Raw genomic sequence first — 26,308 nt, 5'->3', positions numbered from 1 at the left:
GGTCCTCAGCGCCTGGGAGGCGGCTGTGCGGGTACGCCCCGGCACGGCCGGCCGGCTGTGCCACGCCGCCGTCGGACGCTCCACCACGCCGCCGTCGGCCGGACGGTCACGCCGCCGTCGCCAGGGGCGCGACCACCGCTGTCAGGTGGCGGCCCATGCGGTGCAGGGCGTCCGCGCAGTCGGACGGGGTGTCGCCGACCGCCGCCCAGAGGGCGAGGCGGTCGGTGACGGTGACGTGGGCGCCGGGGTCCTGGGTGAGGATCATGCGGTCGGCGCCGGGCTCCCGGGCGGCGTCGGGGGAGAGTTCCAGGCGGTCGAGGCGGCCGTCGGCGGTGGGGTAGGCGAACTGGACCGCGGCCGCCCGCTGCCGTGTCGGCGTGGTGTCGGGCAGCTCGCCGGTGGCCAGCGCGGCCGCGGCCTGTGCGAGGTCGACGCCGGTGGCCCGCCTGACGAGGAGCGGGATCAGGTCGCCGGGCAGGTGCGGGGTGACGTCGGTGACCCGGGGGCCGCGGTCGGTGAGCAGTAATCCGATGTGCAGGACGCCCAGGTCGACGCCGAGAGCGTGCACGGTGCGGTCGACGGCCAGCCGGAGGAAGCGGTTGTGCAGCAGGCCGTCGTGGGCGTGCACGGTGTGCCGCAGCGGCTGCCCGGCGGGCGCCGGGCCCAGGGTCGTGCGGGTGATCGCGGCGATCCGGATCTCGCCGTCCAGGACGACGGTCTCCGCGCACACGCGGGGCGCGCCGGGGTGGTCGGCGGGATCGTCCGCGGGCACGCCGCGCCCGGCCGGCGAGGCGCGCAGGGCGGCCGGGTCCGCGCAGGCCGCGGCCGCGGCGGGGGACAGGCCGGGCAGCCCCAGCTGGGCGGCGATCGTGGCGGCGGCGACCGCGTACTCGTCCGAGAGGGTCAGCACCCCGCGGACCCGGTGCCGGGCCGCGAACCGCACCACCGCCGACGCCGTCGCCCCGCCCTTGCCGGGGTCCGCGGCGAGGTGACCGGTCAGATGGGGGCGCGCCCAGGCGGGCGGTGCGGCGTCCACCAGCAGCACCGGGCGGGCCGCGGCGACGCGGGCCAGCGCGAACTCGTCGTAGGCGCGGCGGCGGCCGGTGCCGAGGAGCAGGACGGGCTGCGGCATCGGTTCGCCTCACCTTCGCGGGGAGGAGGCGGGGCGGCGGTCCGCCCCGGCCGCCGCTCCCCCGTCGGCGGCACCCGGAGCGGTTCGGTACGACCGTGGCCTGGTGGATCGTGATCCTTTCCTGTCGAAGCGTCATATGTCAACGATTGCTGCCCAATTCAGCAGTGGACCTTGTCATGTCTGGTGGACGGTACGGGTGATTGGGTAGCCTCGCGTCTGCCCGGCCGAGCGGCCGCCGGGCGGCCTTCGACGCGTCCAGGGGGACCTTGGTGAGTGACGCCCATGCCCCGCTGACCGGCGTACTGGAACGGCTCGGCGAGCTGACGGGATGCCGTGGCCGGCTGTCCGAGGCGCTGGACGTGGCCGACCTCTCGCACCGCACCGGCATCCCGGTCGCGGTGGTCGCCGAACTGCTCGCCGGTGGTACCGCTCCCGAGACCGGGCTCGCCGAACGGGTGCGCCAGCGCCTCGACTTCATCCGTGAGAACCGGCGCAGGCCCGACGGCAAGCGGTACTCGCTGGGCGAACTCGCCGCCATCGCCGGCACCAGCAGGCAGTGGCTGAGCGAGTGGCGCAAGAGCGGCCTGCCGAGCCTCGAACACACCGACCGACTGCGCCGGTTCTTCGGCCTCCCGGCCGGCTTCTTCACCGCCGACGAGCCCGAGGCGCTCTACGAGGCGCTCCAGCCGGTGCTGCAGGGCCTGGAGGCGCAGGCCGACCCGCTGTCCCGGCTGCGGGAGAGCGGCCTGGTCCGGCTGGCCGCCCGCGCCCCGCAGATGAACCCCCGGCAGCTGGCCACCCTCGCCGACCTGGCAGAACTGATCGTCACCTCCGAGAGCGCCGTCAACTAACCCTTCGACAGGGCGACTCGCCGACCGCCCGCGAGGACGCCGACGCATGAGCCCGCCCCGATCCCCCAAGCGGTTCCTGGCCCGGCTCGTCCGGGACACCGCACGCACTCTGGAGCCGCCGACCCGGCCCCGGGATCCACGCGTCTCCTACCGCGCCGCGACGTACGTGACCGGGTCGCTCCCCGGCACCGGTTCCGCCCGGCCCAGTTTCACCAGCCGCCGCAGATGGGCCTCCGCCTCCGAGACGGCGATGTTCCGCGAGCCGTAGGGGATCTGCTCCCAGGGCCGGTTCCACTCCATGCGGACCGCCAGTTCCCAGGGGGTGAGCGGCTCCTGGAGGAGGGCGAGCAGTCCCGTGAGCCGCTCCTCGTGATGGGCCAGCAGCTCACGGACCCGGCCCTGCGCGTCGGCGAAGGTGTGCTGGTGGGCGGGGAGCACCTCGGCGGGGGCGAGGCGGCCGATGCGCTCCAGGGAGTCCAGGTAGTCGCCGAGCGGGTCGGTGACGGTGGCGTCGTCGGGGTCCTCGTACAGGCCGATGTGCGGGGTGATCTCGGGCAGCAGGTGGTCCCCGGAGAACAGCCGTCCGTTGCCCGGGAGCCGGGCGGGGTGCTCCTCCTCCAGGTGCAGGCAGACATGGCCGGGGGTGTGACCCGGAGTCCACACCGCCCGTACCCGCCGGCCGGGCAGGTCGAGCAGTTCACCGGGCACGATCTCGCGGTCGGGCAGGGCCGGTGACAGGCCGGGCAGGCTCCGCCGGCCACCGCCGCGCAACGGCGCGATGTGCTCGTCGGGCGCCCCGGCGGCCGTCAGCTTCGCCGCCATGTAGGTGAACCACCGCTCGGGCCGGGTCTCCCGCGTCCGCCGCACGATCGCCGCGTCGGCGGCGTGCAGGGCGATCCAGGCCCCCGAGGCCTCGCGTACCCGCCCGGACAGCCCGTGGTGGTCCGGGTGGTGATGCGTGATCACCACCCCGTGCACCTCGGCCACCCCCGTGCCGCAGGCCGCCAGCCCCGCCACCAGCACGTCCCACGAGCCGGGGTCGTCCCACCCGGTGTCGACCAGCACCGGCCCGCGATCGGTGTCGAGCACGTAGACGAGCGTGTGGCCCAGCGGGTTGTCCGGGATCGGCACCGCGAGGGACCGCACGCCCCCGCCGAGGTCCCGTACCGCCGTCGAACCGCCCCGACTGTCCGTCATCAGCCCGCCTCCGCGCCCGCCCGTCCCACGGCCACCGCTCACTATAACTAGAACTGGTTTCAGATCGGACGGCGCTCGGCGAAGTTCCCGCTCCGCGCGGCCGCGTCCGCCGCCGTGATCCGGTACAGCACGTTCGGGCGGAGCGGTCCCTCGGGCGCGGCGGGGTCGTCGAAGTCGCCGGCCGGGTCCCGGGTCATGCCGATCCGGCCCATGACGGCCTGCGAACGGAGGTTGCCGGCCGTGGTCACGGCGAGGATCTCGGGCAGCGCGAGCGCCGCGAAGCCGTGGGCCAGCACCGTCAGCGCGGCCTCGGTGGCGTAGCCGTGGCCCCAGGCCGGACGGGCCAGCCGCCAGCCGATCTCCACGCCGCCGAACGGCAGGCCGTCCTCGACGTCGTCCAGCCCCGCGAAGCCGATGAACGCACCCGTGGCCCGCACCTCGACCGCCCACCACCCGTAGCCCCGCCGGTCGAGGTCGGCCCGGAACCGTGCCACGGAGGCGTCGCTCTGCTCGCGGGTGAGGACGTCGCCCAGGTGCTCCCGCACCTCGGGGTCGGCGTTCATCGCCGCCCACGGTCCGAGGTCGGAGTCGCGCCAGGGGCGAAGGACGAGGCGTTCGGTACGCAGTTCGGTCATGCGCCCCAGCCAACGCGTACTCGCCCCCGCGGGCAATCGGTTTCCACCGCCCGCCCGCCGCTCCACTCGGCGAGCGGACTACGGCGTCGGTCGTGGCACGTCGGTCAGTCGGCGCAGGATCTCGTGCTCCGCCGACGTGAGCGGCGGTCCCGACAGGCGGGGGAGCGGGGGACCGGCCAGCGCGGCCGTGAGCACCGCCGGCCGCAACAGGCGCAGCGGGCCGGCCTTGACGCTGGTGACGTCCCAGAGGGCGGACGCGGCCGGGTAGGAGCCGGTCGCCGCCCGGACCAGCCGCCGGGTGTACTTCGCCGAGATCCGGTCGGCGAGCGTGGGGCCGCTGCCGACGATGCCCGGGTACAGGACGTCCGAGCTGACGGCCAGCGTCCACGCGGCCTCGATCGGCCTGGCCACCTCCCGCTGGGCCCGCCGGGCGAGACCGGGCGTCCCCCACCGTTCGCGCACCGTTCGGGCGAGCGCCAGAGCGCTCAGCGCCGCCACCGACATGCCCTGTCCGTACAGCGGGTTGAAGGTGGCCAGGGCGTCCCCCAGCACCACGAGCCCGTCCGGCCAGACGGGCGCCTTCTCCAGGTAGCGGCGGGCGTTGCTGGAGCTGTGGCTGGTGAAGACGGGCGTCAGCGGTTCGGCTCCGGCGACCAGCTGCCCCACGATCGGGTGCGGCAGGTCGAACGCGTACTGCAGGAACTTCTCCTCGTCCTTCGGCGGCTCCCCGCCGCGCGAGCCCCCGAAGCTGACCATCCAGCGGGCGCCCTGCGCGTCGTCCTCGATCGGAACGACCATCCCGCTGCGGCCGGGCTCACCGGTGAACGGGTTGGGCTGCACGAGCGTCAGCGGCCACCCCTCCGCACCGCGCGGAGTCCGGAAGATCCGGGTGGAGTTGACGAGCCCGGTGTCCAGCGTGCGCTCCTGGACCCCGGTGATCCCCACCTCCGCGAGCCAGGTGACGATGCGGGACCCACGGCCGCTCGCGTCGACCACGAAGTCCGCGGCGAGGTCGGCCTCCGAACCGTCGGCCGAGACCCGCAGCCCCTCCAGGGCGGTGAACCGCGGCGCGAACCCGGCACCGCCGACTGCGGCGACCCGCACCCCGGTGACCCGCGCGGCCGAGCCGAGGAGGGCGCGGGCGTGGGCCCGGTGCACACTGATCCCGCGGTACGTCATGACGGCGGTGCGCACGGCCCAGTCGAGGAGCGCCCGTGTGCACGTGACCATGTGGTGCCCGTCGCGGCTCCAGCGACGGAACCACCCCTCGGGGGTGAGCGCGAGCATGCCCCTGGCGAGGGATATCTCCTTGGCGCCGGCGTCGCGCAGATGCTCCCGTATGTCGACCGACGGGGGGACGAGCGCGTCGATGGCCTCCAGGCCGCCGGCCATCAGGAGATGCGCGTGGCGTCCCTGGGGCACCCCCCTGCGGTGGTCCGGGCCGCCGGGCAGGTCGTCACGGTCGAGCACGATCACCTCGTCGACCACGGTCGCCAGGGCGGCTGCGGCCAGAACGCCCGCCGTTCCGGCACCGATGACCACGGCTCTGCGCGGCATGAGACTCCTCAAGTCACTCCTGTGAGGCCCTCACCGTAACCTTGTTCGCCTCGCCGGTGAGCGGCAACCGCCCCAGCGCGCGGGCCAGTTGCACCAGATCCCCGGTGCCGGGGCCCGCGGTGGCCCGCAGCCGGTAACGGTCGGCCCCGCCGGGAGCGTCCAGGGCGGGTGCCCGGCCCGGGCCCTGGGCGCCGCGCGCCGCCGTCACGACCATCGCGGCCTCGCAGACCACGCGGGCCTGTTCGGGCGTGTGGCCCTGCGCACGAGCCGCGGTGTACGCGGCGCGGCCGACGTTCCTGTCGAAGGCGGGCGTCAGCTGGAGGAGCGCGTCGTGGATGGACAACTCACGCCACTGGAGCCATGCCTTGGGGAACTGCCACCAGGACGGCGCCGGCTTGGGGGCGGTGGTCAGCTCCCGCACCGCGGCCCACAGGGGGGCGAGTTCCCGGTAGTCCCACAGGCTCCGCCACTGTTCCCGGGCCGCGGGCAGCAACCGGGGCAGTACGAAGCCCACGCTGCAGATCAGAGCTCCCAGGGACGCCATCGGCGGGGCGACGTCGGTGGACAGGAAGTCGAGGTCGTGGCCCGTCCAGCGGGCGACGACGGCGGTGATCTTGCCGAACTCGAAGCCGACGACGTCCACGAGGATCCCGATGAGGATCAGCCACAGGCCCCGCCGGAGCAGACCCGTCACCGTCCGCGCCCACTTCAGGCAGACCGCGCACATGATCAGGGCGCACACCCCGTGTCCGAGCAGGTAGAGGGCGATCATCTCGCGCATGCCGGGCGTGGTCGAGTAGTAGGTGTCGAGGTCCTGCAACCGCTCGACCGGGGCATCGGCCAGGGCGAACGCCACGATGATCGCGGTGATGAGGAACGCGCACCCGGCGATGACACGGCAGACCAGCCGCCGCACCCGGGCGGGACTGCCGCCGCGCCAGGTGATCAGCAGGACGAGCAGCGAGCAGCTGTACGCCGAGATCAGCGAATAGGTCAGCGGCGCGCCGAAGTTCGGTATGCCGGTGGCCGAGTTCACCGCGGACAGGGTGACCGGCGCGGAACACGTGAAACAGCAGGCGGCGAGGGCGAGGTTCGCGCTGGTGGATGCCGTGAGCGGGTGGCGCAGGGCGGCTCTGGGCCTCGGTGACAGCAGCAGGGCGGACACGGCTAACAACGCGGCCGCCGAGTAGACGACGAAGCTCATGCCTCTGCTCCCCCCTCGACCCCGGGCGGCGGGGGCAGGGTGCCGGAGCGGGCGCGTGCCGGCTCCACGGAGACGGAGACGGAGAGGGAGGCGGAGGCGGCGGGGGCCGAGGCGGAAGCGGAGGCGGAGGCGGCGGGGGCGGAAGCGCAGGCAGACGCGGCGGGGGCCGAGGCGGAAGCGGCGGAGGACGCGGAAGCGGAGGCGGAGGCGGCGGGGGCCGAGGTGGAAGCGGCGGAGGACGCAGGGGACGCGGAGGACGCGAGGGACGCGGAGGACGCGGGGGACGCGGAGGGCGAGTCGGCGAGGGCGTCGGCGACGTGGACCAGGTCCGTCACGTTCTTCACGACCTGGAGCTGGAGCGGCAGGTCGTCCACGCGCGACGCGAAGGCGGGCCGGCCGGCGCGCTCGCTGCGGACGGCGGTGGCGACCGTGACCGCCAACGCCGCGGTACCCGCCCGCCGGGAGCCGTCCGCCTGGCGGCTCTCGCGGGCGTACACCCGGTCGAACAGGTCGTGATCGAGATGCGGTTCCAGGGCCTTCAGGCCGTTGTGGATGTTCGTCTCGCGCCAGGTGAGCCACAGCCCCGGGGAGAGCGGCCGCGGCATGCGCAGCGACCTGCGGACGTTGATGTCGGCGAGTTCCCGCTCCAGCGGCCGCAGACGGCGGTAGGTCCGCCAGGAGCCGTACCAGTGGGTCAGGCGTCGCCCCAGCAGCGGCAGGAGGACGCCGGTGACGGAGAGGAAGGCGCCGATCCCGGCGAACCCCGGTGCAAGGTCCGTACTGAGCGGCGACCAGTCGCGGCCGCTCCAGCGGGCGGCGACGGCGACGAGCTTGCAGACGCTGTACCCGGCGCCGGTCATGGTGCCGACGCCGAGCGTCACCAGGCCGACGCGCAGCCGGCCGGTCACGGCCCTCGCCCAGCGCAGCGACCGGACTCCGGTGACGGTGACGGCCGTCAGGTGCGCCACCAGGTACAGGACGATCATTTCCCTGATGAAGGGCGTGGTGGCGTAGTAGGTGTCGAAGTCGGACCGGCGCTCCGTGGAGGCGTCCCCGAGCGCGAACAGGATGCCGATGGCGACGATCACGGCGGCGTAGCTGAGCGTCCAGCGGCGGGCCGTCCGGTGCACGTGCGGGCCGCCCCGCCAGTACACGACGAGGACCAGTGAGGAGGCGCTGTAGGCGGTGATGTTGGCGTAGGTCAGCGGAGCCGCGAGATTCGGGACGTGGCTGACCTCGTTGATCACGCCCACGGTCGGCGGGGCCCCGAGCAGGAAGCACAGGCTGGCGAGGGCCAGTACCGCGGTGATGGCGCGCAGGTACGGATCCCGCCGGTGCACGAGCAGATCGCGCAGCTTCGGCGCCAGCCCCACCCACAGGACGCTGCAGCTGCCGTAGTTGATCAGGCCGCTCACGGCTGCGTCCCCCGGTGGTCGAGAGCGGCCCCGATCCGGCCGGCGAGATCACTGGCCCCGCCGCGCGCCGCGTAGACGGAGTCCGGAGCCGCCCGCAGCCAGGGGCGCAGCCGCCGGGCGACGAGCAGCCCGAAGCGCTCGGCCTCCTTCTCGGCGGCCTCGACGAAGTCCGTACGGGCGGCGGCGGCCAGCTGCTCCGGGCCGATCGACTGCGCCTTGTGCATGTGCCACACCTCGTGGCCGAAGATGACGAGCTTGTGCCAGTCCGCGGCGTCCTTCTCGATGACGATGTGGTCGACGACGCCCGCGTCGGGGTGGTGCTGTTCCATCCACATCCCGGTCGTGCGCAGGAACGCGGGGAACGACCGCCTGTGCACGAGCACGGGGCGGCCCCGCCACCGGTTCACGGAGTCGACGAGGGCGTCGAAGAGCACGTCGGGATCCGCCGGAACCGGAACCCGCAGCGGCTCGATCAGCGCGTCCGCCAGCCGGTGCATCTCTTTCCTCTTACGCACGCCTCTCCCCGGGAGCGTCGAACGCCGTGCAGAACCCCCGCGGTGTGGACACGGGTGGATCGCAATATGCCAAGTGTCGCGCGACTCGGCTACCTCCACGGGCACCCGGCCGGGACGGATGGCCTGACGACGGCCACGAGTGGCGGGGAAACGGCTGCTCGGAGCCTGCTCACTCACGCCCCTGGCTTAGTCGAACTAGAACTGGTATCAGTTCTGAGACACCGTCAGAAAGGGTGCGGGGCGCCATGACCGAGTTCCTGGAGCACGGACAGCTGTTCATCGGCGGGGAGTTGACCGACCCCCTCGGCAAGGACGTCATCGAGGTGGTCTCGCCGCACACCGAGGAGGTCTTCGGGCGGGTGCCGCACGCCTCGCGGGAGGACGTGGACCGGGCGGTGGCGGTGGCCCGGCGGGCCTTCGACGAGGGGCCCTGGCCGCGGATGACGCTGGACGAGCGGATCGAGGTCGTCACCCGGATCAAGGACGCGATCGCCGTACGGCACGAGGAGATCGCCCGGGTGATCTCCTCCGAGAACGGCTCCCCGTACTCCTGGAGCGTCCTCGCGCAGGCCCTCGGCGCGATGATGGTGTGGGACGCGGCGATCAGGGTGGCGCGTGACTTCACGTACGAGGAGACGCGCGACGGCGTGCTCGGGAGGATCCTGGTGCGGCGGGAGCCGGTCGGGGTGGTGGCCGCCGTGGTGCCGTGGAACGTGCCGCAGTTCGTCGCCGCCGCCAAGCTCGCCCCCGCGCTGCTCACCGGGTGCACGGTGGTGCTCAAGCCGTCCCCGGAGTCCCCGCTGGACGCGTACATCCTGGGCGAGATCACCAGGGAGGCCGGGCTGCCGGACGGGGTCCTGTCCATCCTGCCGGCGGACCGGGAGGTGAGCGAGTACCTGGTGTCCCGTCCCGGCGTCGACAAGGTCTCGTTCACCGGGTCGGTGGCCGCGGGCCGGCGGGTGATGGAGGTCGCGTCGCGGAACCTCACCCGGGTGACCCTGGAGCTGGGCGGCAAGTCGGCGGCGGTGGTGCTGCCGGACGCCGACGTGTCCGCCGCCGTCGCCGGGATCGTCCCGGCCGCCTGGATGAACAACGGGCAGGCGTGCGTCGCCCAGACCCGCATCCTCGTGCCGCGCTCCCGCTACGACGAGTTCGCCGACGCCTTCGCCGCCGCCGCGAGCGCCCTGAAGGTCGGCGACCCGCTCGACCCGGCCACCCAGGTGGGGCCGCTGGTCGCCCGGCGCCAGCAGCAGCGGAACCTGGACTACATCCGGATCGGGCTGGAGGAGGGCGCGAAGATACTCACCGGCGGCGGGCGCCCGGCGGGCCTGGACAAGGGGTGGTACGTCGAGCCGACGCTCTTCGGCGGCGTCGACAACTCCATGCGGATCGCCCGGGAGGAGATCTTCGGGCCGGTGATCTGCCTGCTCCCCTACGGCGACGAGGCGGAGGCCCTCAAGATCGCGAACGACTCGGACTACGGGCTGAGCGGCAGCGTGTGGACGGCGGACGTGGCGCACGGCATCGAGGTCGCACGCCAGGTCCGTACCGGCACGTACTCGGTCAACACCTTCAGCCTCGACATGCTCGGACCGTTCGGGGGCTACAAGAACTCCGGTCTGGGGCGGGAGTTCGGTCCGGAGGGGTACGGCGAGTTCCTGGAGCACAAGATGATCCATCTGCCGGCCGGGTGGGAGGCGTGACGGACCATGGGTGACCGCTGGCACGTCGAGGTCGACCGGTCGATCTGCATCGGCTCGGCCCAGTGCGTCCACCGCGCCACCGGCTCCTTCCGCCTCGACTCCGCCATGCAGTCCCACCCCGTGGACCCGGAGACGGACGCCAACGGCAGGATCCTCGACGCGGCGGAGAACTGCCCGGTGGAGGCCATCACGATCACCCTCCTGGACACCGGAGAGCCGGTCTTCCCGCCGGAGGACTGACCGAAGGGCCGACCGGCGGGAGCCGCGCGACCGACAGGAGGGCCGTCCGGCAGCACCCGCGAGCTGACGACGGGGCCGGACGGGGCGTGGGGCTGGTCGGCGGGGCGCGGGGGTGGGCGGAGGTGCGTGGGGCTGGTCGGCGGGTTGATGACGTGCGGTGCCCGGCCGCAGGACTGACTGCACGCCGGCAGCCGGGCCGGCCGGCGTCGATCGGTGGGTCCCCCGGCAAGGGCCGCGAGGCCGGCCGGTGGTGGCGGGACTGGCCGGAGGGGGCGCGGGGGCGGAGGTCAGGTGGGGCGGTGGGTTCGGCGGGGTTCCACTGTGGCGAAGACGGTGCGGGTGCGGGTGCCTTCGGGGTGGTCCCAGGCGCCGGTGACGTGGCCGAGTGCGTCCGCGGGGGGCGTCGAGCCGGGGGTCAGGACGCGGTGCAGGCGCAGCACCAGGTCGGTGTCCGGTACGGCGAACTCGGTGGCCCCGTCCGTGTCGACGGGGGCTCCGAGCCCGGCCAGGGGGCCGTCGCCGGTGTATCCGCGGGCCACCTCCCGGTCGGGCGTGTCGGTGAGGCTCTGCGCCTGCGCCTCGGCCCGGCCCTCGACCAGGGCGAGCAGCTCCGCCGTCAGCACGGGGTCGTGGCAGCCGTCGTAGGCCCAGCGGGTACCGAGCACCCCGTGCTCCGTGGTGCCCACGAGCGCGTGTTCGGCGCCCTCCAGGGGTGCGCCGCGGTAGGTGAGCGGCACGAGGTATGCCGCCGACCCGTCGGTGACGACCATGAACTCGATCCCGACCTCGCCCTCGGGGTCGTCGAGCCGGAACCCGCCGGCCTTCGCCAACTCCGGTACGGCGGGGCCGTGGTACCAGGGGCGGGTGGGCAGCCAGGCGGAGAGGAGTTCGACCTTGGTGGGCTTGAGGGTGGTGCGGTGGATGAGAGCCATGGGGCGATTCTCCCCGCGATCAGGCCTCGATGTCGGACACCTCGACGCCGGATGCCTTGATGTCCGATAAACGTAAAAAAATGCGCTTCGGGGGGTTCTCTTTCGCTCCGCGCGTTCTATCCTGAAATCAGCCTACGAGGCGAGTGAGGGAGTCCGAGCGGAGTAGCCGACTCAGGCGTGACGCAGATGCAGAGGCATCCGCCGGTGCCGACGTCGACGGTCGGGCTGAGAGGCCGGAAGGCAGTGGTTGAGCCGGACGGCGACCCCCATCACCTGATCCGGACCATACCGGCGAAGGGAACCCGTCTCGTAGGTCTTCGCGTGCCCTACGCCCGCCCGCCCGGCTCCGTCAGGTCGATCAGCCGGCACACCGTCTCGATGTCGATCTTGACCTGGGCGATGGAGGCCCGCCCGGAGAGCCAGGTGATCAGCGCCGAGTGCCAGGTGTGCTCGATCACGCGGACGGCGGAGAGCTGGGCGGGGGTCGGGTCGGTCAGCCCCATCGCGTCCAGGATGATCGCCGTGGTCTGCCGGGAGACCTGGTCGACCTCGGGGGACACGCTGCGGTCGGCGAAGGTGAGCGCCCGCACCATCGCGTCGGCCAGGTGCGGCTCCCGCTGCAGCGCCCGGAACGCCCGCATCAGGGTCTCGGCGACCCGCTCGGACGCCGTCTCGCCGGCCGGCGGCTTCTTGCGCAGCGTCCCGTGCATGTGCTCCAGCTGGTCCTGCATGGTCGCGACCAGCAGGTGGACCTTGGACGGGAAGTAGCGGTACAGCGTCCCCAGCGCGACCTGGGAGGACTCGGCCACCTCGCGCATCTGCACGGCGTCGAAACCACCCCGGCTGGCGAGCTGCGCGCTCGCGTGCAGGATCCGGCGGCGCCGTGCCTCCTGCCGCTCGGTGAGCGGGGGAGTGGCCGGCCGGGCGCTGATGTCCACCTTGGCTTCCGCAGGCATGGGTCCCGTCCGTGACAGTCGGTGAGGGCAGTGCTCAGGGCGAGTGATCAGACAGCATGGCAGGGGTTCGCGTCGTGGCGCGAATCACCTGATCCACTGCTCACTCCGCCCCTACCTGCCGGTAGATTCAGAGCCTCCTGAACGATCAAGTCTGTAACTTGTTCTAGATTAGCGTCCCGGCGTAACCTCGCGGGAAAGTGCAGGGAGAAGGGGGCCCGGAGTGACCGCTGAGGCCAGGCGGGCGGGTACCAAAGAGGAACCCGCCGCCGACGGCGAGCGACCGCTCGACATCGCGCTCCTCACCTATAAAGGGAACCCGTTCTGCGGAGGCCAGGGCGTCTACGTACGGCACCTGTCCCGCGAGCTGGCCCGGCTCGGCCACCGGGTCGAGGTCATCGGCTCCCAGCCGTACCCCGTCCTCGACGAGGGGTACCCCGGCCTCACCCTCACCGAGCTGCCCAGCCTCGACCTCTACCGCTCCCCGGACCCCTTCCGGACGCCGAAGCGGGACGAGTACCGGGACTGGATCGACGCCCTCGAAGTCGCGACCATGTGGACCGGCGGTTTCCCCGAACCCCTGACGTTCTCCCTGCGCGCCCGCCGCCATCTGCGCGCCCGCGCCGGGGAGTTCGACGTCGTCCACGACAACCAGACGCTCGGCTACGGCCTGCTGGGGGACATCGGAGCCCCGCTCGTCACCACGATCCACCACCCCATCACCGTGGACCGGCAGTTGGAGCTGGACGCCGCCCAGGGCTGGCAGCGGCGCTACTCGGTACGGCGCTGGTACGCCTTCACCCGGATGCAGAAGCGGGTCGCTCGCCGGCTGCCCTCCGTGCTCACCGTCTCCGGCACCTCCCGCCAGGAGATCGTCGACCACCTCGGCGTCCGCGAGGACCGCGTGCACGTCGTCCACATCGGCGCCGACACCGACCTCTTCGCGCCGGATCCGGCCGTGCCCCAGGTGCCCGGCCGGATCGTCACCACATCCAGTGCGGACGTCCCCCTGAAGGGCCTGGTGTACCTCGTCGAGGCCCTCGCCAAGGTGCGGACCGAGCACCCCGCCGCCCACCTCGTCGTCGTCGGCAAGCGGCCCGCCGAGGGGCCCGTCGCCCAGGCCATGGAGCGCTACGGCCTCGACGGCGCCGTGGAGTTCGTGAAGGGCATCTCCGACGCCGAACTCGTCGACCTGGTCCGCTCGGCCGAGGTCGCCTGCGTGCCCTCGCTCTACGAGGGCTTCTCGCTGCCCGCAGCCGAGGCCATGGCGACCGGTACCCCGCTGCTCGCGACCACCGGCGGTGCGATCCCCGAGGTCGCCGGGCGCGACGGGGAGACCTGCCTGGCGGTCCCGCCGGGCGACGCCGACGCGCTGGCCGCCGGACTCGGCCGGCTGCTGGGCGACCCGGAGCTGCGGGCCCGGCTCGGCCACGCGGGCCGTGAGCGGGTGCTGCGGCACTACACCTGGGCGCGCGCCGCGGAGGGCACCGTGGCCCGCTACCGCGAGGCCATCGCCCGCCGCCCCGCGGCGCACCCCGCGTCCACGACCCCCGGCCGCCCCGCGGCCGCCCCCCGCGCAGACGTTGCATCCACTCCCGAAAGCAGGGCCACGTGCTGACCGTCGACTTCTCCCGGTTCCCGCTCGCCCCGGGCGACCGAGTCCTGGACCTCGGCTGCGGGGCCGGCCGGCACGCCTTCGAGTGCTACCGGCGCGGCGCCCGGGTCGTGGCCCTCGACCAGAACGCCGAGGAGATCCGCGAGGTCGCCAAGTGGTTCGCGGCGATGAAGGAGGCCGGTGAGGCCCCGGCGGGCGCCACGGCCACCGCCATGGAGGGCGACGCCCTCGCCCTGCCCTTCCCCGACGAGTCCTTCGACGTCGTCATCATCTCCGAGGTGATGGAACACATCCCCGACGACAAGGGCGTCCTCGCCGAGATGGTGCGGGTGCTCAGGCCGGGCGGGCGGATCGCGGTCACCGTGCCCCGCTACGGCCCCGAGAAGGTCTGCTGGGCGCTGTCCGACGCCTACCACGAGGTCGAGGGCGGCCACATCCGCATCTACAAGGCCGACGAACTGATCGGGAAGATCAAGGAGGCCGGGCTGCGGCCCTACGGCACCCACCACGCGCATGCGCTGCACTCGCCGTACTGGTGGCTGAAGTGCGCGTTCGGCGTCGACAACGACAAGGCGCTGCCGGTGCGCGCCTACCACAAGCTGCTGGTCTGGGACATCATGAAGAAGCCGCTGGTCACCCGGGTCGCCGAGCAGGCGCTGAACCCGGTCATCGGCAAGAGCGTCGTGGTCTACGCGACCAAACCGCACCTGCCCGCGGCCGGCGACGACACGAACGCCCCCTCGGAGACCGAGGCGGCCGCCAAGTGACCACACCCCGGACAGAACACCTCGTCCTGCCCGGGGTCCTCACCGCCGAGCAGGCCGCCGCGACCGTCCGCGGCATCCTCGCCGTGCAGCGGGAGGACGGCGCGATCCCCTGGTTCCGGGGGCACCACCTCGACCCCTGGGACCACACCGAGGCCGCGATGGCCCTGGACGCGGCCGGTGAGCACGAGGCCGCCGAGCGGGCGTACACCTGGCTCGCCCGGCACCAGAACGAGGACGGCTCCTGGTACGCGGCCTACGCCGACGGCGCCCACGACGACGTCACCGACCGGGCCCGCGAGTCCAACTTCGTCGCCTACATAGCCGTCGGCGTCTGGCACCACTACCTCGCCACCGGGGACGACACGTTCCTCGACCGGATGTGGCCCGCCGTCTACGCGGCCGTCGAATGGGTGCTGCGGTTGCAGCAGCCGGGCGGTGAGATCGGCTGGCGCCGCGAGGACGACGGCACGCCCGCCGACGAGGCGCTGCTGACCGGGAGTTCGTCCGTCCACCACGCGCTGCGCTGTGCGCTCGCCATCGCCGAGCAGCGTGAGGAGCCGCAGCCGGACTGGGAGTTGGCGGTGGGCGCGCTGCGGCACGCGATCCGCAGGCACCCCGAGCGGTTCCTGGACAAGGACCGGTACTCGATGGACTGGTACTACCCGGTCCTCGGCGGGGCGTTGACCGGTGCGGAGGCGGGCGCGCGCATCGAGAAGGACTGGGACCGGTTCGTGGTGCCCGGGTTCGGGGTGCGCTGCGTCGTCCCCAACCCGTGGGTCACGGGCGGGGAGTCGGCGGAGCTGGCGCTGGCGCTGTGGGCGGTCGGGGAGTCCGACCGGGCGTTGGAGATCCTGCAGTCCATCCAGCACCTGCGGGACGCCGAGTCGGGGCTGTACTGGACCGGATACGTGTACGAGGACGACGCGGTGTGGCCGCGGGAGCTGACGACGTGGACCGCGGGGTCGTTGCTGCTCGCCGTCGCCGCGTTGGGTGGGCATGATGCCACGTGCGCCGTTTTCGGGGGCGGCGAGCTTCCTTCGGGGCTTGAGGTGGATTGCTGCGCCTAGTGGGGCGGGGGGGCTCTGTGCTACGGCGGGTGCGGCGCCGTCGGGGCTTGTCGCGCAGTTCCTCCCCCAGCCTTCGGCCGGGGGCACCCCCAGCGCCCCTTCGGGGGCGCTCCACTGACCGGTGTGGATCAGTGGCGGTGCATGCGGTTCGCTATGGCGTGGCCGATGAACAGGTAGACGATGGCTGCCAGGCCGTAGCCCGCCACCACCCTCGCCCACGCCTCGTCGAAGGTGAACAGGTCGCGCGACCAGCCTGCGAGCCAGGCGGCGGCGTCATGGACGAACTGGACCAGGCTGTTCGCCCGGTTCGCGTCCAGCAGATACATCAGGATCCACAGGCCCAGGATGAGCGCCATGACGTCGGCGACGAGCGCGACGACTCTACCGGCCTGGTTGGCACCGCGTTCAGAGGACATACCCTGCGGCTTGCCGCCGGACGGTCCTTGAAACCTGTAGGGCATCGTCCCGAGTGGCGCGATGCCGCCATCCGGGTGAGGCTGCCGGAAGAAGCATCCGCTCGGGGAGGACACCGACAGACACACGGGAGGACCCCGTGCCCGTACCGATACGGCGCCTCGTCGTCGCGCTGACCCTCTGCTGCACCCTGGTCGCGGGTGTCACCGCCTGCGCCGGCGACAGTACTCGGAGCAGGTCGACCGACACCGGCATGGTGGCGGTCCCCGTGGCCGACACGCCCAGTCCGAGTACGTCCGCGGAGAAGCAGAAGTTCGCCAAGACCCGGTTCGTCGCCAACGCGGGTCTCGCGGCCGGAGCGACCTACCAGTGGATCGTGAAACCGTGGAAGGCGGGCAAGTTCAAGAAGGGCGCCCACGGCCGCACCTTCGCCCTGGTCAAGGCCGCCGCCGCGGGCGGCTTCGCCTACAACCGGCTCAAGGCCGCCAAACGCAACGCGCAGGGCGACCCGCTGCTGTCCAAGGCCCTCGCGCCGCTGTCCGCGAGCATCGACGCGCTGAAGAACCTGCCGTCCAAGCTCCGCCAGGGCGACGGGAACGCGGCGAGCGCGTTCAACGACGTCATCAACAACGTGAAGGAAGCGGGCAAGAGCGCCGGCGCCCCGGTCACCGACAAGGTGCCGTCCGCCGGACAGCTTGCCCACGGCTAGGAGTTCAGCTCCGCGAGCACCCGCAGGGTGGCGGGGTCCGGTGCCAGGGCCAGCAGGTCCGTCACCGGGCCCTTGCGCCACAACTCCAGCCGCTCGGCGATGCGTTCGCGCGGGCCGACCAGTGAGATCTCGTCGGCGAACGCGTCCGGCACCGCCAGCACCGCCTCCTCCCGGCGCCCGGACAGGAACAGCTCCTGGATCCGCCGGGCCGCCTCCTCGTACCCCATGCGCGCCATGAGGTCGGCGTGGAAGTTGCGGGCCGCGTGCCCCATCCCGCCGATGTAGAAGCCGAGCATGGCCTTCACCGGCAGCAGCCCGGCGGCCACGTCGTCGCAGACCCTGACCTGTGCCATGGGGGCGACCAGGAAGCCCTCCGGCAGGTCGGCCACCGCCGGCCCGTACACCTCGGGCCGGCTCGGCGCCCAGTACAGCGGCAGCCACCCGTCGGCGATCCGCAGCGTCTGCGCGACGTTCTTCGGCCCCTCGGCACCCAGCAGGACGGGCAGGCCGGCGCGGAGCGGGTGGGTGATCGGCTTCAGCGGCTTGCCGAGTCCGGTGGCGTCCGGGCCGCGGTAGGGGAGGGGGTGGAAGCGCCCGTCCGAGGTGACCGGCGCCTGACGCCGCAGCACCTGCCGTACGACGTCCACGTACTCCCGCGTCGCCGTCAGCGGGGACTTCGGGAACGGGCGGCCGTACCAGCCCTCGACGACCTGCGGTCCGGACAGGCCGAGCCCGAGCAGCATCCGGCCCCCCGACAGGTGGTCCAGGGTCAGCGCGTGCATCGCCGTCGTGGTCGGCGACCGGGCGGCCATCTGGGCGACGGCCGTACCCAGCTTGATGGTCGACGTCCGCGCGGCGATCCAGGTGAGCGGGGTGAAGGCGTCCGACCCCCAGGACTCCGCCGTCCACACCGAGTCGTACCCGAGCCGCTCCGCCTCCCGCGCCAGCGGCACATGGTCGGCAGAGGGGCCGCGCCCCCAGTAACCGAGTGCCAGACCCAGTCGCATGCCCGCCTCCTGACGTGACGTCAGACAACCGCCGGGTGACTGTACGACAACGGCCCCGCACCCGGAAGGGTGCGGGGCCGCATGCGGGGCGGCGACGGTCAGCCGCGCTGGATGCCGGAGGTGTCCTGGAGCACGCCACGGCGGCCGTCCTGCGTCTGGGCCACCAGGGCGGCACCACGCTGCTCGACCGCCAGGTACCAGGTACCGGGCGCCAGTTCGGCGATCGGCGCGGTCGAGCCGTCCTCCGCGAACAGCGGCCGCGCCACCGGAACGGCGAACCAGAACGGCGAGAACTCGGCGGCCGGCGGCTGCTGCTGGGCGGCGGGCGGCTGGGGCTGCTGGTGGCCGAACGGCTGGCCGGGCTGCGGCTGCGCGCCGTACGGCTGGCCGGGCTGCGGGCCGGTGGCGCCCGGGTAGCCGTAGCCGCCGGGGGGCTGGGCGCCGTAGGGCTGCGGGGCCTGCGGCTTGGGCTCCGGGATCAGGCCCGCCTTGAGGGCGGGGACGAGCGGGGTGGCGACGGCTCCGCCGGCCATGACCAGGGTGGCGATCAGGGCGAGGATGAGACCGGTGCCCGCGCTGGGGCCGTTGGTCACGTTCGGCAGGTTGTCGAAGCCGCCCGCCGGGTCGATGACGTTGCCGAGCGCGCTCCACGCGGCGAAGACGGTCAACGCGACGCCGAACGGGCCGAGATCGAGGCCGGCCACCTTCAACGGCTGCGGCAGCGCCCGCGTGACGACGACGAGCGCGGCGCCGGCGATGCCCGCCAGGACGACGCTGAACAGGATGGGTCCGCTCGACCACAGGCTCGGCAGGTCGACGCTGTCCGGCACACCGTCGTACGAATAGTTGTCGAGGAACGACGCGATCAACAGCAATACCGCTGCTCCGATCACCACGCCGTCGCCTCTAGTGAGAGAGCGGATATTCACTTCAGGTCCTTCGTAGGTCGTCTCGTCGGCGGAGGAGGCGCGTCGCGGAGGTGGCCCCTCAGGGTAGGAATCGCAGGAACGACACTATCGTTCGGACGATCAGGGTGTCCGCCCGGATCAGCCGCCGGATGCCTGTCCGCCCAAGAAACTCACGATTCCCTCAGAGATCCCCTGTGCCGCCTTCTGCCGCCAGGCGCCGCTGGTCAGCAGCGCCGCGTCCTTGCTGTCCCGCATGTTGCCGCACTCGATGAACACCTTGGGAACCGTTGACAGATTGAGACCGCCGAGATCCCTGCGCACGTCGAGACCGGTGCCGTTGCCGACGTAGTTGGACGGGGCGCTGCCGGTGACCTTCGCGAAGTCCTTCTCCACCCGCTCGCCGAGGGTGCGCGAGGAGGCGACGATCGGGCGGGTGTCGGCGCCGCCGGAGTGCACGGTGGCCGGCAGGATGACGTGGAAGCCGCGGTCGCCCTCGGGGGCGCCGTCGGCGTGGAGGGAGATGGCCGCGTCGGCGTGCGCGTCGTTGCCGATCCCCGCGCGCTTCGTCACGCACGGCCCCCAGGCCGGCCGGTCCCCGTCGTGGGTCAGCTTCACGGTGGCGCCCTGCCGCTCCAGCAGGGCCCGCAGCCGGTGCGCGACGTCGAGCGTGAACCGGGCCTCGGTGTAACCGGCGTTGGTCGACGTCCCCGTCGTGTCGCATTCCTTCCAGTTCGTCCCGATGTTCACCTTCTGGTTGATCTCGGACGGGTGCTGGAAGTTCCCCGGGTTGTGCCCCGGGTCGATGACCACGACCTTGCCCTTCAGTGGCAGCGCCGACGCGCTCGGAGCCGGCACCTTGGCGTCGTCGCCGACGGAGGCGTGCTCCGACCAGGGTGTCGCGGCGTCCGTCCGCGCGGGGTCACTCCCGCCGGGCCTGCCCACCCCCTCGTACACCACCCAGCCGAGCAGTGCTCCGGGCACCAGCGCGGCGAGACCGACGGCGAGGGGCGCCCGGCGGCGCCGGCGCTGCTCGGGGAGATCGAATTCCGGGCCTGAGTACGACACGTCTGCGACTTTAGACCGCGCCCTCAGATCCCCGCCCCCGTTCGCCGCAGGACGCGCAGCGAGTCGTGGGCGGTGGTCTCGGTGAACGCGCCGGACTGCAGGGCCCGGAGGTAGACGCGGTACGGGGCCTGGCCGGTGAACTCGTCCTCGGGGTCCGGGAAGACGTCGTGGATCAGCAGGAGCCCGCCCGGGGCCACATGGGGGGCCCAGCCCTCGTAGTCGGCGGTGGCGTGCTCGTCGGTGTGGCCGCCGTCGATGAAGACGAGGCCGAGGGGGGAGTTCCAGACCGCGGCGACCTGCGGGGACCGGCCGACGACCGCGACCACGTGGTCCTCCAGGCCCGCCCGGTGCAGGGTGCGCCGGAACGTCGGCAGGGTGTCCATGAGCCCGAGCTCGGGGTCGACCGTCCCCGGGTCGTGGTACTCCCAGCCGGGCTGCTGCTCCTCGCTGCCCCGGTGGTGGTCGACGGTGACCGCCGTGACGCCGGCCGCGCGGGCCGCGTCGGCGAGCAGGATCGTCGAGCGCCCGCAGTAGGTGCCGACCTCCAGCAGCGGCAGGCCGAGCGCCGCCGCCTCGACGGCGGCCGCGTACAGCGCGAGGCCCTCGCCGACGGGCATGAACCCCTTCGCCGCCTCGAACGCGGTCAGGATCTCGGGCTTGGGGGCTGCCTCGGTCATCGGCGTCCTCTCACTCGTCTCACGCGGGGTGAGTGTCGTACGGTCCGGCCGCCCATGCTGCCGCACCCGCCGCCGGGCACCCGACGGGGGGTGCGGGGGAGCGGCGCGGGCGTCGGCGGGGCGGGTGCGCCCCCGGTGCCGGCCGGATGCCCGGGTGAGCCCCAAGTGAGCTGTCGGTCAAGGGAGTCGGCCGCCCGGAGTCGGGCGCCCGGGGGTGTTCGGTCGGCTGGGTGCCGGGTGCCGGGTGCCGGGTGCCGGGTCGCCGGTGCCGGCCGTCGTCTCCCCGTGGTGCCGAGGGCACCTGCGCAACGGCGCGGGCGGCGCTCCCGTGCAGGGAACGCCGCCCGCGTACCGGTCGGGGCCGGAGGCCGCCCCCCGGCGTGAGGAGTTACGCGCTGACCGTCTCGCCGGGCAGCGACAGGTCCAGGTCGATGGCCCGGTGGTCGCCCGTGTGGGTCGCCGACGAGGCGTGCGGTCCGTGTCCGGCCGCCTTCGCGGCCAGCACGTAGGCCCCCTCGGTCGGCACCGTGAGCGCGTACGAGCCGTCCTCGGCGGACAGCGTCGCCCCCGCCTGCCGTCCGCGCCGGTCGATCAGCGTCACCTTCGCGCGCGCCACCGGCTCCCCGGCGGCGTCCAGGACGCGGCCGCGGAAGCCCCGCAGCACCTCCTCGGCGCCCGCGAGCACCGCGTCCTCCTCGCTGCTGGCCCGCAGCTGCGTGTGGAGCTGCGGCCGGGGCTGCTTCGGCAGCAGCAGCGCGAGCAGCAGACCCACCGCCACCGCGGCGGTCGCGATCAGGAAGGACACCCGGAAGCCGTGCATGGTCGGGATGGCGACCCCGCCGACGTGGTTCGCGGTGTTCGCCAGCACCATGCCGATGACGGCGCTGGAGACGGAGGTGCCGATGGACCGCATCAGCGTGTTCAGGCCGTTCGCCGCGCCGGTCTCCGACGCCGGGACCGCGCCGACGATGAGCGCGGGCAGGGAGGAGTAGGCGAGGCCGATGCCGGCGCCGAGGACGACCGCGATGACCGCGCTCTGCCAGGGCGCGCTCATCAGGCCGAGGCCCGCGCCGTAGCCGATGCCGATGATCAGCATGCCGAGGATGAGGGTGAGCTTGGGGCCGTACCTGGCGGACAGCCGGGCGTACACCGGGGCCGTGAACATCATCGTCAGGCCCAGCGGGGCGACCAGCAGGCCGGCGACCACCATCGACTGGCCGAGGCCGTAGCCGGTGGCCTTCGGGAGCTGGAGCAGCTGCGGAAGGACCAGTGAGACGACGTAGAAGCTGACGCCGACCATGATCGACGCGAGGTTGGTGAAGAGCACCGCGGGGCGGGCCGTGGTGCGCAGGTCGACCAGCGGGGCCCGGTGGCGCAGCTCGAAGAGCCCCCACAGGAGCAGCACCGCGACGGACGCGCCGAACAGGCCGAGCGTGGTGCCCGAGGACCAGCCCCAGTCGCTGCCCTTGGTGATGGGCAGCAGGAGCAGCACCAGGCCGGTGGACAGCCCCAGCGCGCCCAGCACGTCGAACGAACCCTGCGCGCGCATCGGGGACTCCGGTACGACGAGCAGGGTCAGGGCTATGGAGAGCACGCCGAGAGCGGCGGCGCCGTAGAACAGGGCGTGCCAGTCCATGTGCTGCGCGACCAGGGCCGCGGCCGGCAGCGCGAGGCCGCCGCCGACGCCGATCGAGGAGCTCATCAGGGCCATCGCCGAGCCGAGCTTCTCGCGCGGCAGCATGTCGCGCATCAGGCCGATGCCCAGCGGGATCGCGCCCATGGCGAAGCCCTGGAGGGTACGGCCGGCGATCATCGTGAGCAGGTCGCTGGTGAGGGCGCTGATCAGCGCGCCGACCACCATGACGGCGAGGCTGAGGATCAGCATCCGGCGCTTGCCGTAGAGGTCGCCGAGGCGGCCCATGATCGGAGTGGCCACGGCGCCCGACAGCAGCGTCGAGGTGAGGACCCAGGTGGCGTTGCTGGGCTCGGTGCCCAGCAGCTGCGGCAGGTCCTTGATGACCGGGACGAGCAGGGTCTGCATCACCGCGACCACGATGCCCGCGAAGGCGAGGACCGGGACCACGGCTCCGCTCGCGCCCCGGGTGGGCTGGTCGGTCGTCGTGTGCGTCATTGAGTGAGGCCTCCCGATTGATAAGTGCCGGGTAAACCTCGTATGCACAGGCAACTATTCCGTTGCTTCGAGCTGCTAACGAATTCTTGACCGGCTCATGGGTTACTGACCCTTCGTCAGGGATGGTGCCTTTGTGGAACACGTTCTAGTGTGCGCGCCATGAAGGCCTACGTTGCCGGGGTCGGGATGACCAGGTTCGAGAAGCCCGAGACTCGTGACTGGCAGTACTGGGACATGGTCCGGGAGGCGGCCGGCTCCGCGCTCGCCGACGCGGGGATCGCCTATGACGACGTGGAACAGGTTCCCGTCGGCTACTGCTTCCAGCCTTCCACCGCCGGCCAGCGCGCCGTCTATGAACTGGGTCTCACCGGCGTCCCCGTCTACAACGTCAACAACAACTGCGCCACCGGCGCGACCGCCCTGATGCTGGCCAGGCAGCTGGTCGAGGGCGGTGCCGCCGACTGCGTCCTCGCCCTCGGCTTCGAGAAGATGAAGAAGGGCGCGCTCGGCGGCGGCGCCGACACGGGAGACTTCGCCACCTCGCCCGTCGCCCGGCACTACGGGATCATGGCCGCCCGGCACGGCTTCGAGACGACCCCGCCCACCGCGCAGATCTTCGGCGACGCGGCCCGCGAGCACATGGAGCGCTACGGCACCACCGAGGCGCAGCTCGCCGCGGTGGCCGCCAAGAACCACCGGCACTCGGCCGACAACCCCTACGCCCAGTTCCAGGACGTCCACGACGTCGCCGACGTCCTCGCCGCCCGCACCGTCCACCACCCCCTCACCAAACTCCAGTGCTCGCCCACGTCCGACGGCGCGGCGGCGGCCGTGGTCGTCTCCGAACGGTTCGCCGGGCGGCGCGGGCTCACCGGCCTGGTCGAGATCGTCGCGCAGGCGATGACCACCGACACCGGGGAGTCCTTCGCGTCGGGCTCGTGCATCGACGTCGTGGGACAGCCGATGTCCCGGGCGGCGGCCCGCCAGGTGTACGACAGCTCGGGCCTCGGCATCGAGGACGTCGACGTCGTCGAACTGCACGACTGCTTCTCCGTCAACGAGCTGCTGACCTACGAGGCGCTCGGCATGTGCGCGCCCGGCCGGTCGGGCGCGCTCGTCGAGTCCGGCGCGACCACGTACGGCGGGCGTTGGGTGGTGAACCCCTCCGGCGGGCTCATCTCCAAGGGGCATCCGCTGGGCGCGACCGGTCTCGCGCAGACCGCCGAACTGGTCTGGCAGCTGCGCGGCACGGCGGGGGACCGGCAGGTCGCGGGCGCCCGGGTGGGACTCGCGCACAACATCGGACTGGGCGGGGCGGCGGTGGTCACGCTGCTGCGGGCGACGACGCGGGCCGTAGGGCCGCGGGTCTAGCCCGTTTCGCTTGGCCGCTGTCTTCCCGTCGCGGGCGTCGCACGCCACCTGAGGTGTTCACGGACGGCCCGCGACGCACACGCCTTGTCTGCGAGGGCTGGCGCCGGCCGGGTACGGGGCCGTCCACGCCGTCGGGGAGGGAAGGCGGTGAGCTGGGATGGCAGGGACCCGCGGTTGCCGTCGGCCGCGAGGACTCAGCACGGTTGCCGACCGGGCATGCGGGCGTGATCGCGCATCATGCGGTCGCGACCCCCAGGAAGCGCAGCACCGCCAGCACGCGGCGGTGGTCGGCGTCGGCCTTGGGCAGGTCGAGCTTGGTGAAGATGCTGTTGATGTGCTTGGCGACCGCGCTCTCGCTCACGACCAGCTCGGCGGCGATGCCGGAGTTGGACCGGCCGCCCGCCATCAGCTCCAGCACCTCCCGCTCACGCGGTGTCAGCCGGTCGAGCGGATCGCTGTGCCGGCGCACCAGCAACTGCGCGACCACCTGCGGGTCGAGCGCAGTGCCACCGCCCGCCACCCGGCGTACCGCCTCGGCGAACTCCTCGACGTCGGCGACCCGTTGCTTGAGCAGGTAACCGACGCCCGAGGTGTTGGCGGCGAGCAGATCGGCGGCGTACCGCTCCTCCACGTACTGCGACAGCAGGAGCACGGCGGTACGCGGGTACTGGTGGCGGATCACCAGCGCGGCGCGCACTCCCTCGTCGGTGAAACCGGGCGGCATGCGCACGTCGACCACGGCGATGTCGGGCCGGTGCTCCTCGACGGCGGCCAGCAGCCCTTCCGCGTCGGCGACTTGCGCGCACATGTCGAAGCCGGCCGCCTCCAGCACCTTGGCCACGCCGACGCGCAGCAAGACGGAATCCTCGGCGATCACGGCCCGCACGGCAGCTCCACGGTGATGATGGTCGGGCCCCCGGCGGGGCTGCGGCAGGAGAACGTGCCGTCGACGGACGCGACGCGCTTGGCGAGCCCGGCGAGCCCGGTGCCACCGACGGCCGCCGCGAGATCCGCGCCGCCCGCGCCGTCGTCCGCGACGACCACCAGCAGTGTCTCCCCGATCCGCTCCACGGTCACGTCCGCCCGGGTCGCCCGGGCGTGTTTGACCACGTTCGTCAGCGCCTCGGAGACCACGAAGTACGCGACGGCCTCCACCGTGGGTGAGGGGCGCTGTGGCAGGTCCACCGCCACGCGCACCGGGATCGGGAGGCGGGCGGCGACCCCGGACAGCGCCGCGTCGAGGCCGCGGTCCTCAAGGACGGCCGGATGCAGGCCGCGCACCAGGTTGTTCAGCTCGGCGATCGCCTCCTTCGCCTCGCGGTGCGCCTCGTCGATCACCTTGCGGGCGTCCTCCGGCAGGTCGCCGAGGGTGGACCTGGCCAGGCCCAGGTTGACGGCGAGTGAGACGAGGCGCTGCTGTGCGCCGTCGTGCAGGTCGCGCTCGATCCGCCGCCGCTCGGCGTCGGCGGCGTCGAGCACCCCGGCCCGGCTCTCGGCGAGGTCGGCCACCCGGCGGGCCAGCTTCTCCGTGCGGCTGGGGCCGAGCAGGACCTCGGCCGTACGGGTGTCCAGCCGCACCAGAGCGCCGGTCAGCCGGGGCCCGAGGAACAGCAGGGCGAGGCCGCCGGCGGTGACGTACACGGCCTGCGTGGTGTACCCCAGGTCGGTGACCCGCCACTGCGCAGGCAGCGCCCAGATCCACACGTAGAAGGAGGCGGCCACGAGAGCGGCGGCCCAGACGGCGAGGACGGCGAGGTCCAGGACGGCGAGCAGCGGACCCGCCACGGCGTGGTAGCAGACCTGCCGCCACAAGGCCCGCCTGCCCAGCCGGCGTACCGCCGACTTCCAGTCGCGTCCGGGCCCGGCTGCGGCGGGGCGCGGGAGGTCCTTGCCGGCGAGCGCCCGGTAGCGCCGCCGCTGCCCGACGGTCAGCAGGGGTGTCACCCAGAGCGTGAGCAGCACGGGCAGCGGAATCACGGCCGGCGCCCCCGCGATCGCGGCGGCCAGCCAGAGCCACAGTGGCACCACGGCGAGGTGGAGCGGCAGGCCGGCGGCGACGAGCGCGGTCCGGTGTCCCGCCCCGCGGAAGGTCCGGCCCGGCACCAGCCGCAGCCACGTCGTGAGTTGCATGCGTCAAACGGTAAAGCCGCAGGCCATCCGGGTGCCATGACGTTCTCGCCCGGTTCGGGGGTGCACTTTTCTCCACCCCGGGTCGGAACCCTGCGTGACTGACGGCGCCCCAG

At 73.0% G+C, this 26,308-nt stretch carries 25 protein-coding genes and 1 riboswitch; of the genes, 8 read left to right on the top strand and 17 right to left on the bottom strand.

The genetic code is table 11. The features are described from left to right. Positions 1-106: 106 nt before the first annotated feature. The gene (locus AB0G52_RS17765) at positions 107-1,132 is read right to left on the bottom strand and encodes a hypothetical protein (RefSeq protein WP_361337209.1); all 1,026 of its coding nucleotides are present in this window, start codon (positions 1,130-1,132) and stop codon (positions 107-109) included. A 269-nt stretch (positions 1,133-1,401) separates the two neighbouring features. Here AB0G52_RS17765 and AB0G52_RS17760 point away from each other — a divergent pair, with 269 nt between their 5' ends. Further along, a complete protein-coding gene (locus AB0G52_RS17760) occupies positions 1,402-1,983 on the top strand; it encodes an XRE family transcriptional regulator (RefSeq protein ID WP_361337208.1) in 582 nt (193 codons plus the stop codon). A gap of 147 nt (positions 1,984-2,130) precedes the next feature. Here the strand turns inward: AB0G52_RS17760 and AB0G52_RS17755 are convergent, their stop codons facing one another. From AB0G52_RS17755 to AB0G52_RS17730, 6 genes are all read right to left on the bottom strand, one after another. Beyond that, positions 2,131-3,180 (bottom strand): MBL fold metallo-hydrolase, encoded by a 1,050-nt coding sequence (locus AB0G52_RS17755; RefSeq protein WP_361337207.1) that lies wholly within the window; start codon positions 3,178-3,180, stop codon positions 2,131-2,133. 59 nt (positions 3,181-3,239) lie between these two features. Beyond that, positions 3,240-3,815 carry a GNAT family N-acetyltransferase gene (locus AB0G52_RS17750; protein ID WP_132886529.1) on the bottom strand — a complete coding sequence of 192 codons (576 nt, stop codon included), beginning with the start codon at positions 3,813-3,815 and terminating at the stop codon, positions 3,240-3,242. A 78-nt stretch (positions 3,816-3,893) separates the two neighbouring features. After that, the gene (locus tag AB0G52_RS17745; protein ID WP_361337206.1) at positions 3,894-5,372 is read right to left on the bottom strand and encodes an FAD-dependent monooxygenase; all 1,479 of its coding nucleotides are present in this window, start codon (positions 5,370-5,372) and stop codon (positions 3,894-3,896) included. Between the two features lie 13 nt (positions 5,373-5,385). Further along, the gene (locus AB0G52_RS17740) at positions 5,386-6,576 is read right to left on the bottom strand and encodes a DUF6545 domain-containing protein (protein WP_132886527.1); all 1,191 of its coding nucleotides are present in this window, start codon (positions 6,574-6,576) and stop codon (positions 5,386-5,388) included. Further along, positions 6,573-7,991 carry an MAB_1171c family putative transporter gene (locus AB0G52_RS17735; protein ID WP_361337205.1) on the bottom strand — a complete coding sequence of 473 codons (1,419 nt, stop codon included), beginning with the start codon at positions 7,989-7,991 and terminating at the stop codon, positions 6,573-6,575. Before AB0G52_RS17735 ends, AB0G52_RS17740 begins: the two co-directional genes overlap by 4 nt. Continuing rightward, on the bottom strand, positions 7,988-8,506 hold the full coding sequence (locus AB0G52_RS17730; protein WP_132886526.1) for a toxin: 519 nt from the start codon (positions 8,504-8,506) through the stop codon (positions 7,988-7,990). The genes AB0G52_RS17735 and AB0G52_RS17730 overlap by 4 nt, the downstream gene beginning before the upstream one ends. Positions 8,507-8,751: 245 nt before the next feature. On the opposite strand from AB0G52_RS17730, the gene AB0G52_RS17725 reads away from it, so the two are divergent. Both AB0G52_RS17725 and AB0G52_RS17720 read left to right on the top strand, forming a co-directional pair. Then, positions 8,752-10,209, top strand: a complete 1,458-nt coding sequence (locus AB0G52_RS17725) for an aldehyde dehydrogenase (RefSeq protein WP_132886525.1) — start codon at positions 8,752-8,754, stop codon at positions 10,207-10,209. 6 nt (positions 10,210-10,215) lie between these two features. Further along, entirely contained in the window at positions 10,216-10,449 is a 234-nt protein-coding gene (locus tag AB0G52_RS17720) for a ferredoxin (protein ID WP_132886524.1), read from the top strand. Between the two features lie 287 nt (positions 10,450-10,736). Here the strand turns inward: AB0G52_RS17720 and AB0G52_RS17715 are convergent, their stop codons facing one another. After that, entirely contained in the window at positions 10,737-11,381 is a 645-nt protein-coding gene (locus AB0G52_RS17715) for a 1,4-alpha-glucan branching protein (RefSeq protein ID WP_132886523.1), read from the bottom strand. Between the two features lie 135 nt (positions 11,382-11,516). Next, positions 11,517-11,698: riboswitch (TPP riboswitch) on the top strand. 9 nt (positions 11,699-11,707) lie between these two features. After that, positions 11,708-12,337 carry a TetR family transcriptional regulator gene (locus AB0G52_RS17710; protein ID WP_361337204.1) on the bottom strand — a complete coding sequence of 210 codons (630 nt, stop codon included), beginning with the start codon at positions 12,335-12,337 and terminating at the stop codon, positions 11,708-11,710. A 220-nt stretch (positions 12,338-12,557) separates the two neighbouring features. On the opposite strand from AB0G52_RS17710, the gene AB0G52_RS17705 reads away from it, so the two are divergent. Genes AB0G52_RS17705 through AB0G52_RS17695 form a run of 3 tightly spaced genes read left to right on the top strand, consistent with a single transcriptional unit; the run spans position 12,558 to position 15,783 of the window. Then, positions 12,558-13,952: a glycosyltransferase family 4 protein gene (locus tag AB0G52_RS17705; RefSeq protein ID WP_132886521.1), complete on the top strand. Its 1,395-nt coding sequence runs from the start codon at positions 12,558-12,560 to the stop codon at positions 13,950-13,952. Beyond that, a complete protein-coding gene (locus AB0G52_RS17700; protein ID WP_132886520.1) occupies positions 13,946-14,716 on the top strand; it encodes a class I SAM-dependent methyltransferase in 771 nt (256 codons plus the stop codon). Before AB0G52_RS17705 ends, AB0G52_RS17700 begins: the two co-directional genes overlap by 7 nt. Continuing rightward, the gene (locus AB0G52_RS17695) at positions 14,713-15,783 is read left to right on the top strand and encodes a prenyltransferase (RefSeq protein ID WP_132886519.1); all 1,071 of its coding nucleotides are present in this window, start codon (positions 14,713-14,715) and stop codon (positions 15,781-15,783) included. Before AB0G52_RS17700 ends, AB0G52_RS17695 begins: the two co-directional genes overlap by 4 nt. A gap of 128 nt (positions 15,784-15,911) precedes the next feature. Here AB0G52_RS17695 and AB0G52_RS17690 read toward each other — a convergent pair whose 3' ends face one another. Then, positions 15,912-16,199: a hypothetical protein gene (locus AB0G52_RS17690; protein WP_132886518.1), complete on the bottom strand. Its 288-nt coding sequence runs from the start codon at positions 16,197-16,199 to the stop codon at positions 15,912-15,914. 137 nt (positions 16,200-16,336) lie between these two features. On the opposite strand from AB0G52_RS17690, the gene AB0G52_RS17685 reads away from it, so the two are divergent. Then, the gene (locus AB0G52_RS17685) at positions 16,337-16,906 is read left to right on the top strand and encodes a hypothetical protein (RefSeq protein ID WP_132886517.1); all 570 of its coding nucleotides are present in this window, start codon (positions 16,337-16,339) and stop codon (positions 16,904-16,906) included. Here the strand turns inward: AB0G52_RS17685 and AB0G52_RS17680 are convergent. The 5 genes from AB0G52_RS17680 to AB0G52_RS17660 form a co-directional block, all read right to left on the bottom strand. Continuing rightward, complete coding sequence (locus AB0G52_RS17680) at positions 16,903-17,913, bottom strand: LLM class F420-dependent oxidoreductase (protein WP_361337203.1); 1,011 nt, start codon at positions 17,911-17,913, stop codon at positions 16,903-16,905. The two genes, AB0G52_RS17685 and AB0G52_RS17680, sit on opposite strands and share 4 nt — an antisense overlap. Before the next feature lie 98 nt (positions 17,914-18,011). Further along, entirely contained in the window at positions 18,012-18,842 is an 831-nt protein-coding gene (locus AB0G52_RS17675) for a DUF5336 domain-containing protein (RefSeq protein WP_132886515.1), read from the bottom strand. 117 nt (positions 18,843-18,959) lie between these two features. Beyond that, positions 18,960-19,886, bottom strand: a complete 927-nt coding sequence (locus AB0G52_RS17670; protein WP_361337202.1) for an N-acetylmuramoyl-L-alanine amidase — start codon at positions 19,884-19,886, stop codon at positions 18,960-18,962. 23 nt (positions 19,887-19,909) lie between these two features. Then, positions 19,910-20,563: a class I SAM-dependent methyltransferase gene (locus tag AB0G52_RS17665; protein WP_132886513.1), complete on the bottom strand. Its 654-nt coding sequence runs from the start codon at positions 20,561-20,563 to the stop codon at positions 19,910-19,912. Between the two features lie 388 nt (positions 20,564-20,951). Next, complete coding sequence (locus AB0G52_RS17660; RefSeq protein ID WP_361337201.1) at positions 20,952-22,694, bottom strand: MFS transporter; 1,743 nt, start codon at positions 22,692-22,694, stop codon at positions 20,952-20,954. A gap of 159 nt (positions 22,695-22,853) precedes the next feature. On the opposite strand from AB0G52_RS17660, the gene AB0G52_RS17655 reads away from it, so the two are divergent. Further along, the gene (locus AB0G52_RS17655; protein ID WP_132886511.1) at positions 22,854-24,065 is read left to right on the top strand and encodes a lipid-transfer protein; all 1,212 of its coding nucleotides are present in this window, start codon (positions 22,854-22,856) and stop codon (positions 24,063-24,065) included. 235 nt (positions 24,066-24,300) lie between these two features. Here AB0G52_RS17655 and AB0G52_RS17650 read toward each other — a convergent pair whose 3' ends face one another. Further along, complete coding sequence (locus AB0G52_RS17650; RefSeq protein ID WP_132886510.1) at positions 24,301-24,951, bottom strand: response regulator transcription factor; 651 nt, start codon at positions 24,949-24,951, stop codon at positions 24,301-24,303. Next, the gene (locus AB0G52_RS17645) at positions 24,939-26,195 is read right to left on the bottom strand and encodes a histidine kinase (RefSeq protein WP_132886509.1); all 1,257 of its coding nucleotides are present in this window, start codon (positions 26,193-26,195) and stop codon (positions 24,939-24,941) included. The genes AB0G52_RS17650 and AB0G52_RS17645 overlap by 13 nt, the downstream gene beginning before the upstream one ends. Positions 26,196-26,308 lie beyond the last annotated feature (113 nt).

This window comes from Streptomyces sp. NPDC021562, assembly GCF_040640875.1.
Taxonomy (GTDB): Bacteria; Actinomycetota; Actinomycetes; order Streptomycetales; family Streptomycetaceae; genus Streptomyces.
Note: the sequence above shows the minus strand (reverse complement) of the source record. Positions and strands in the feature narration are given on the sequence as shown.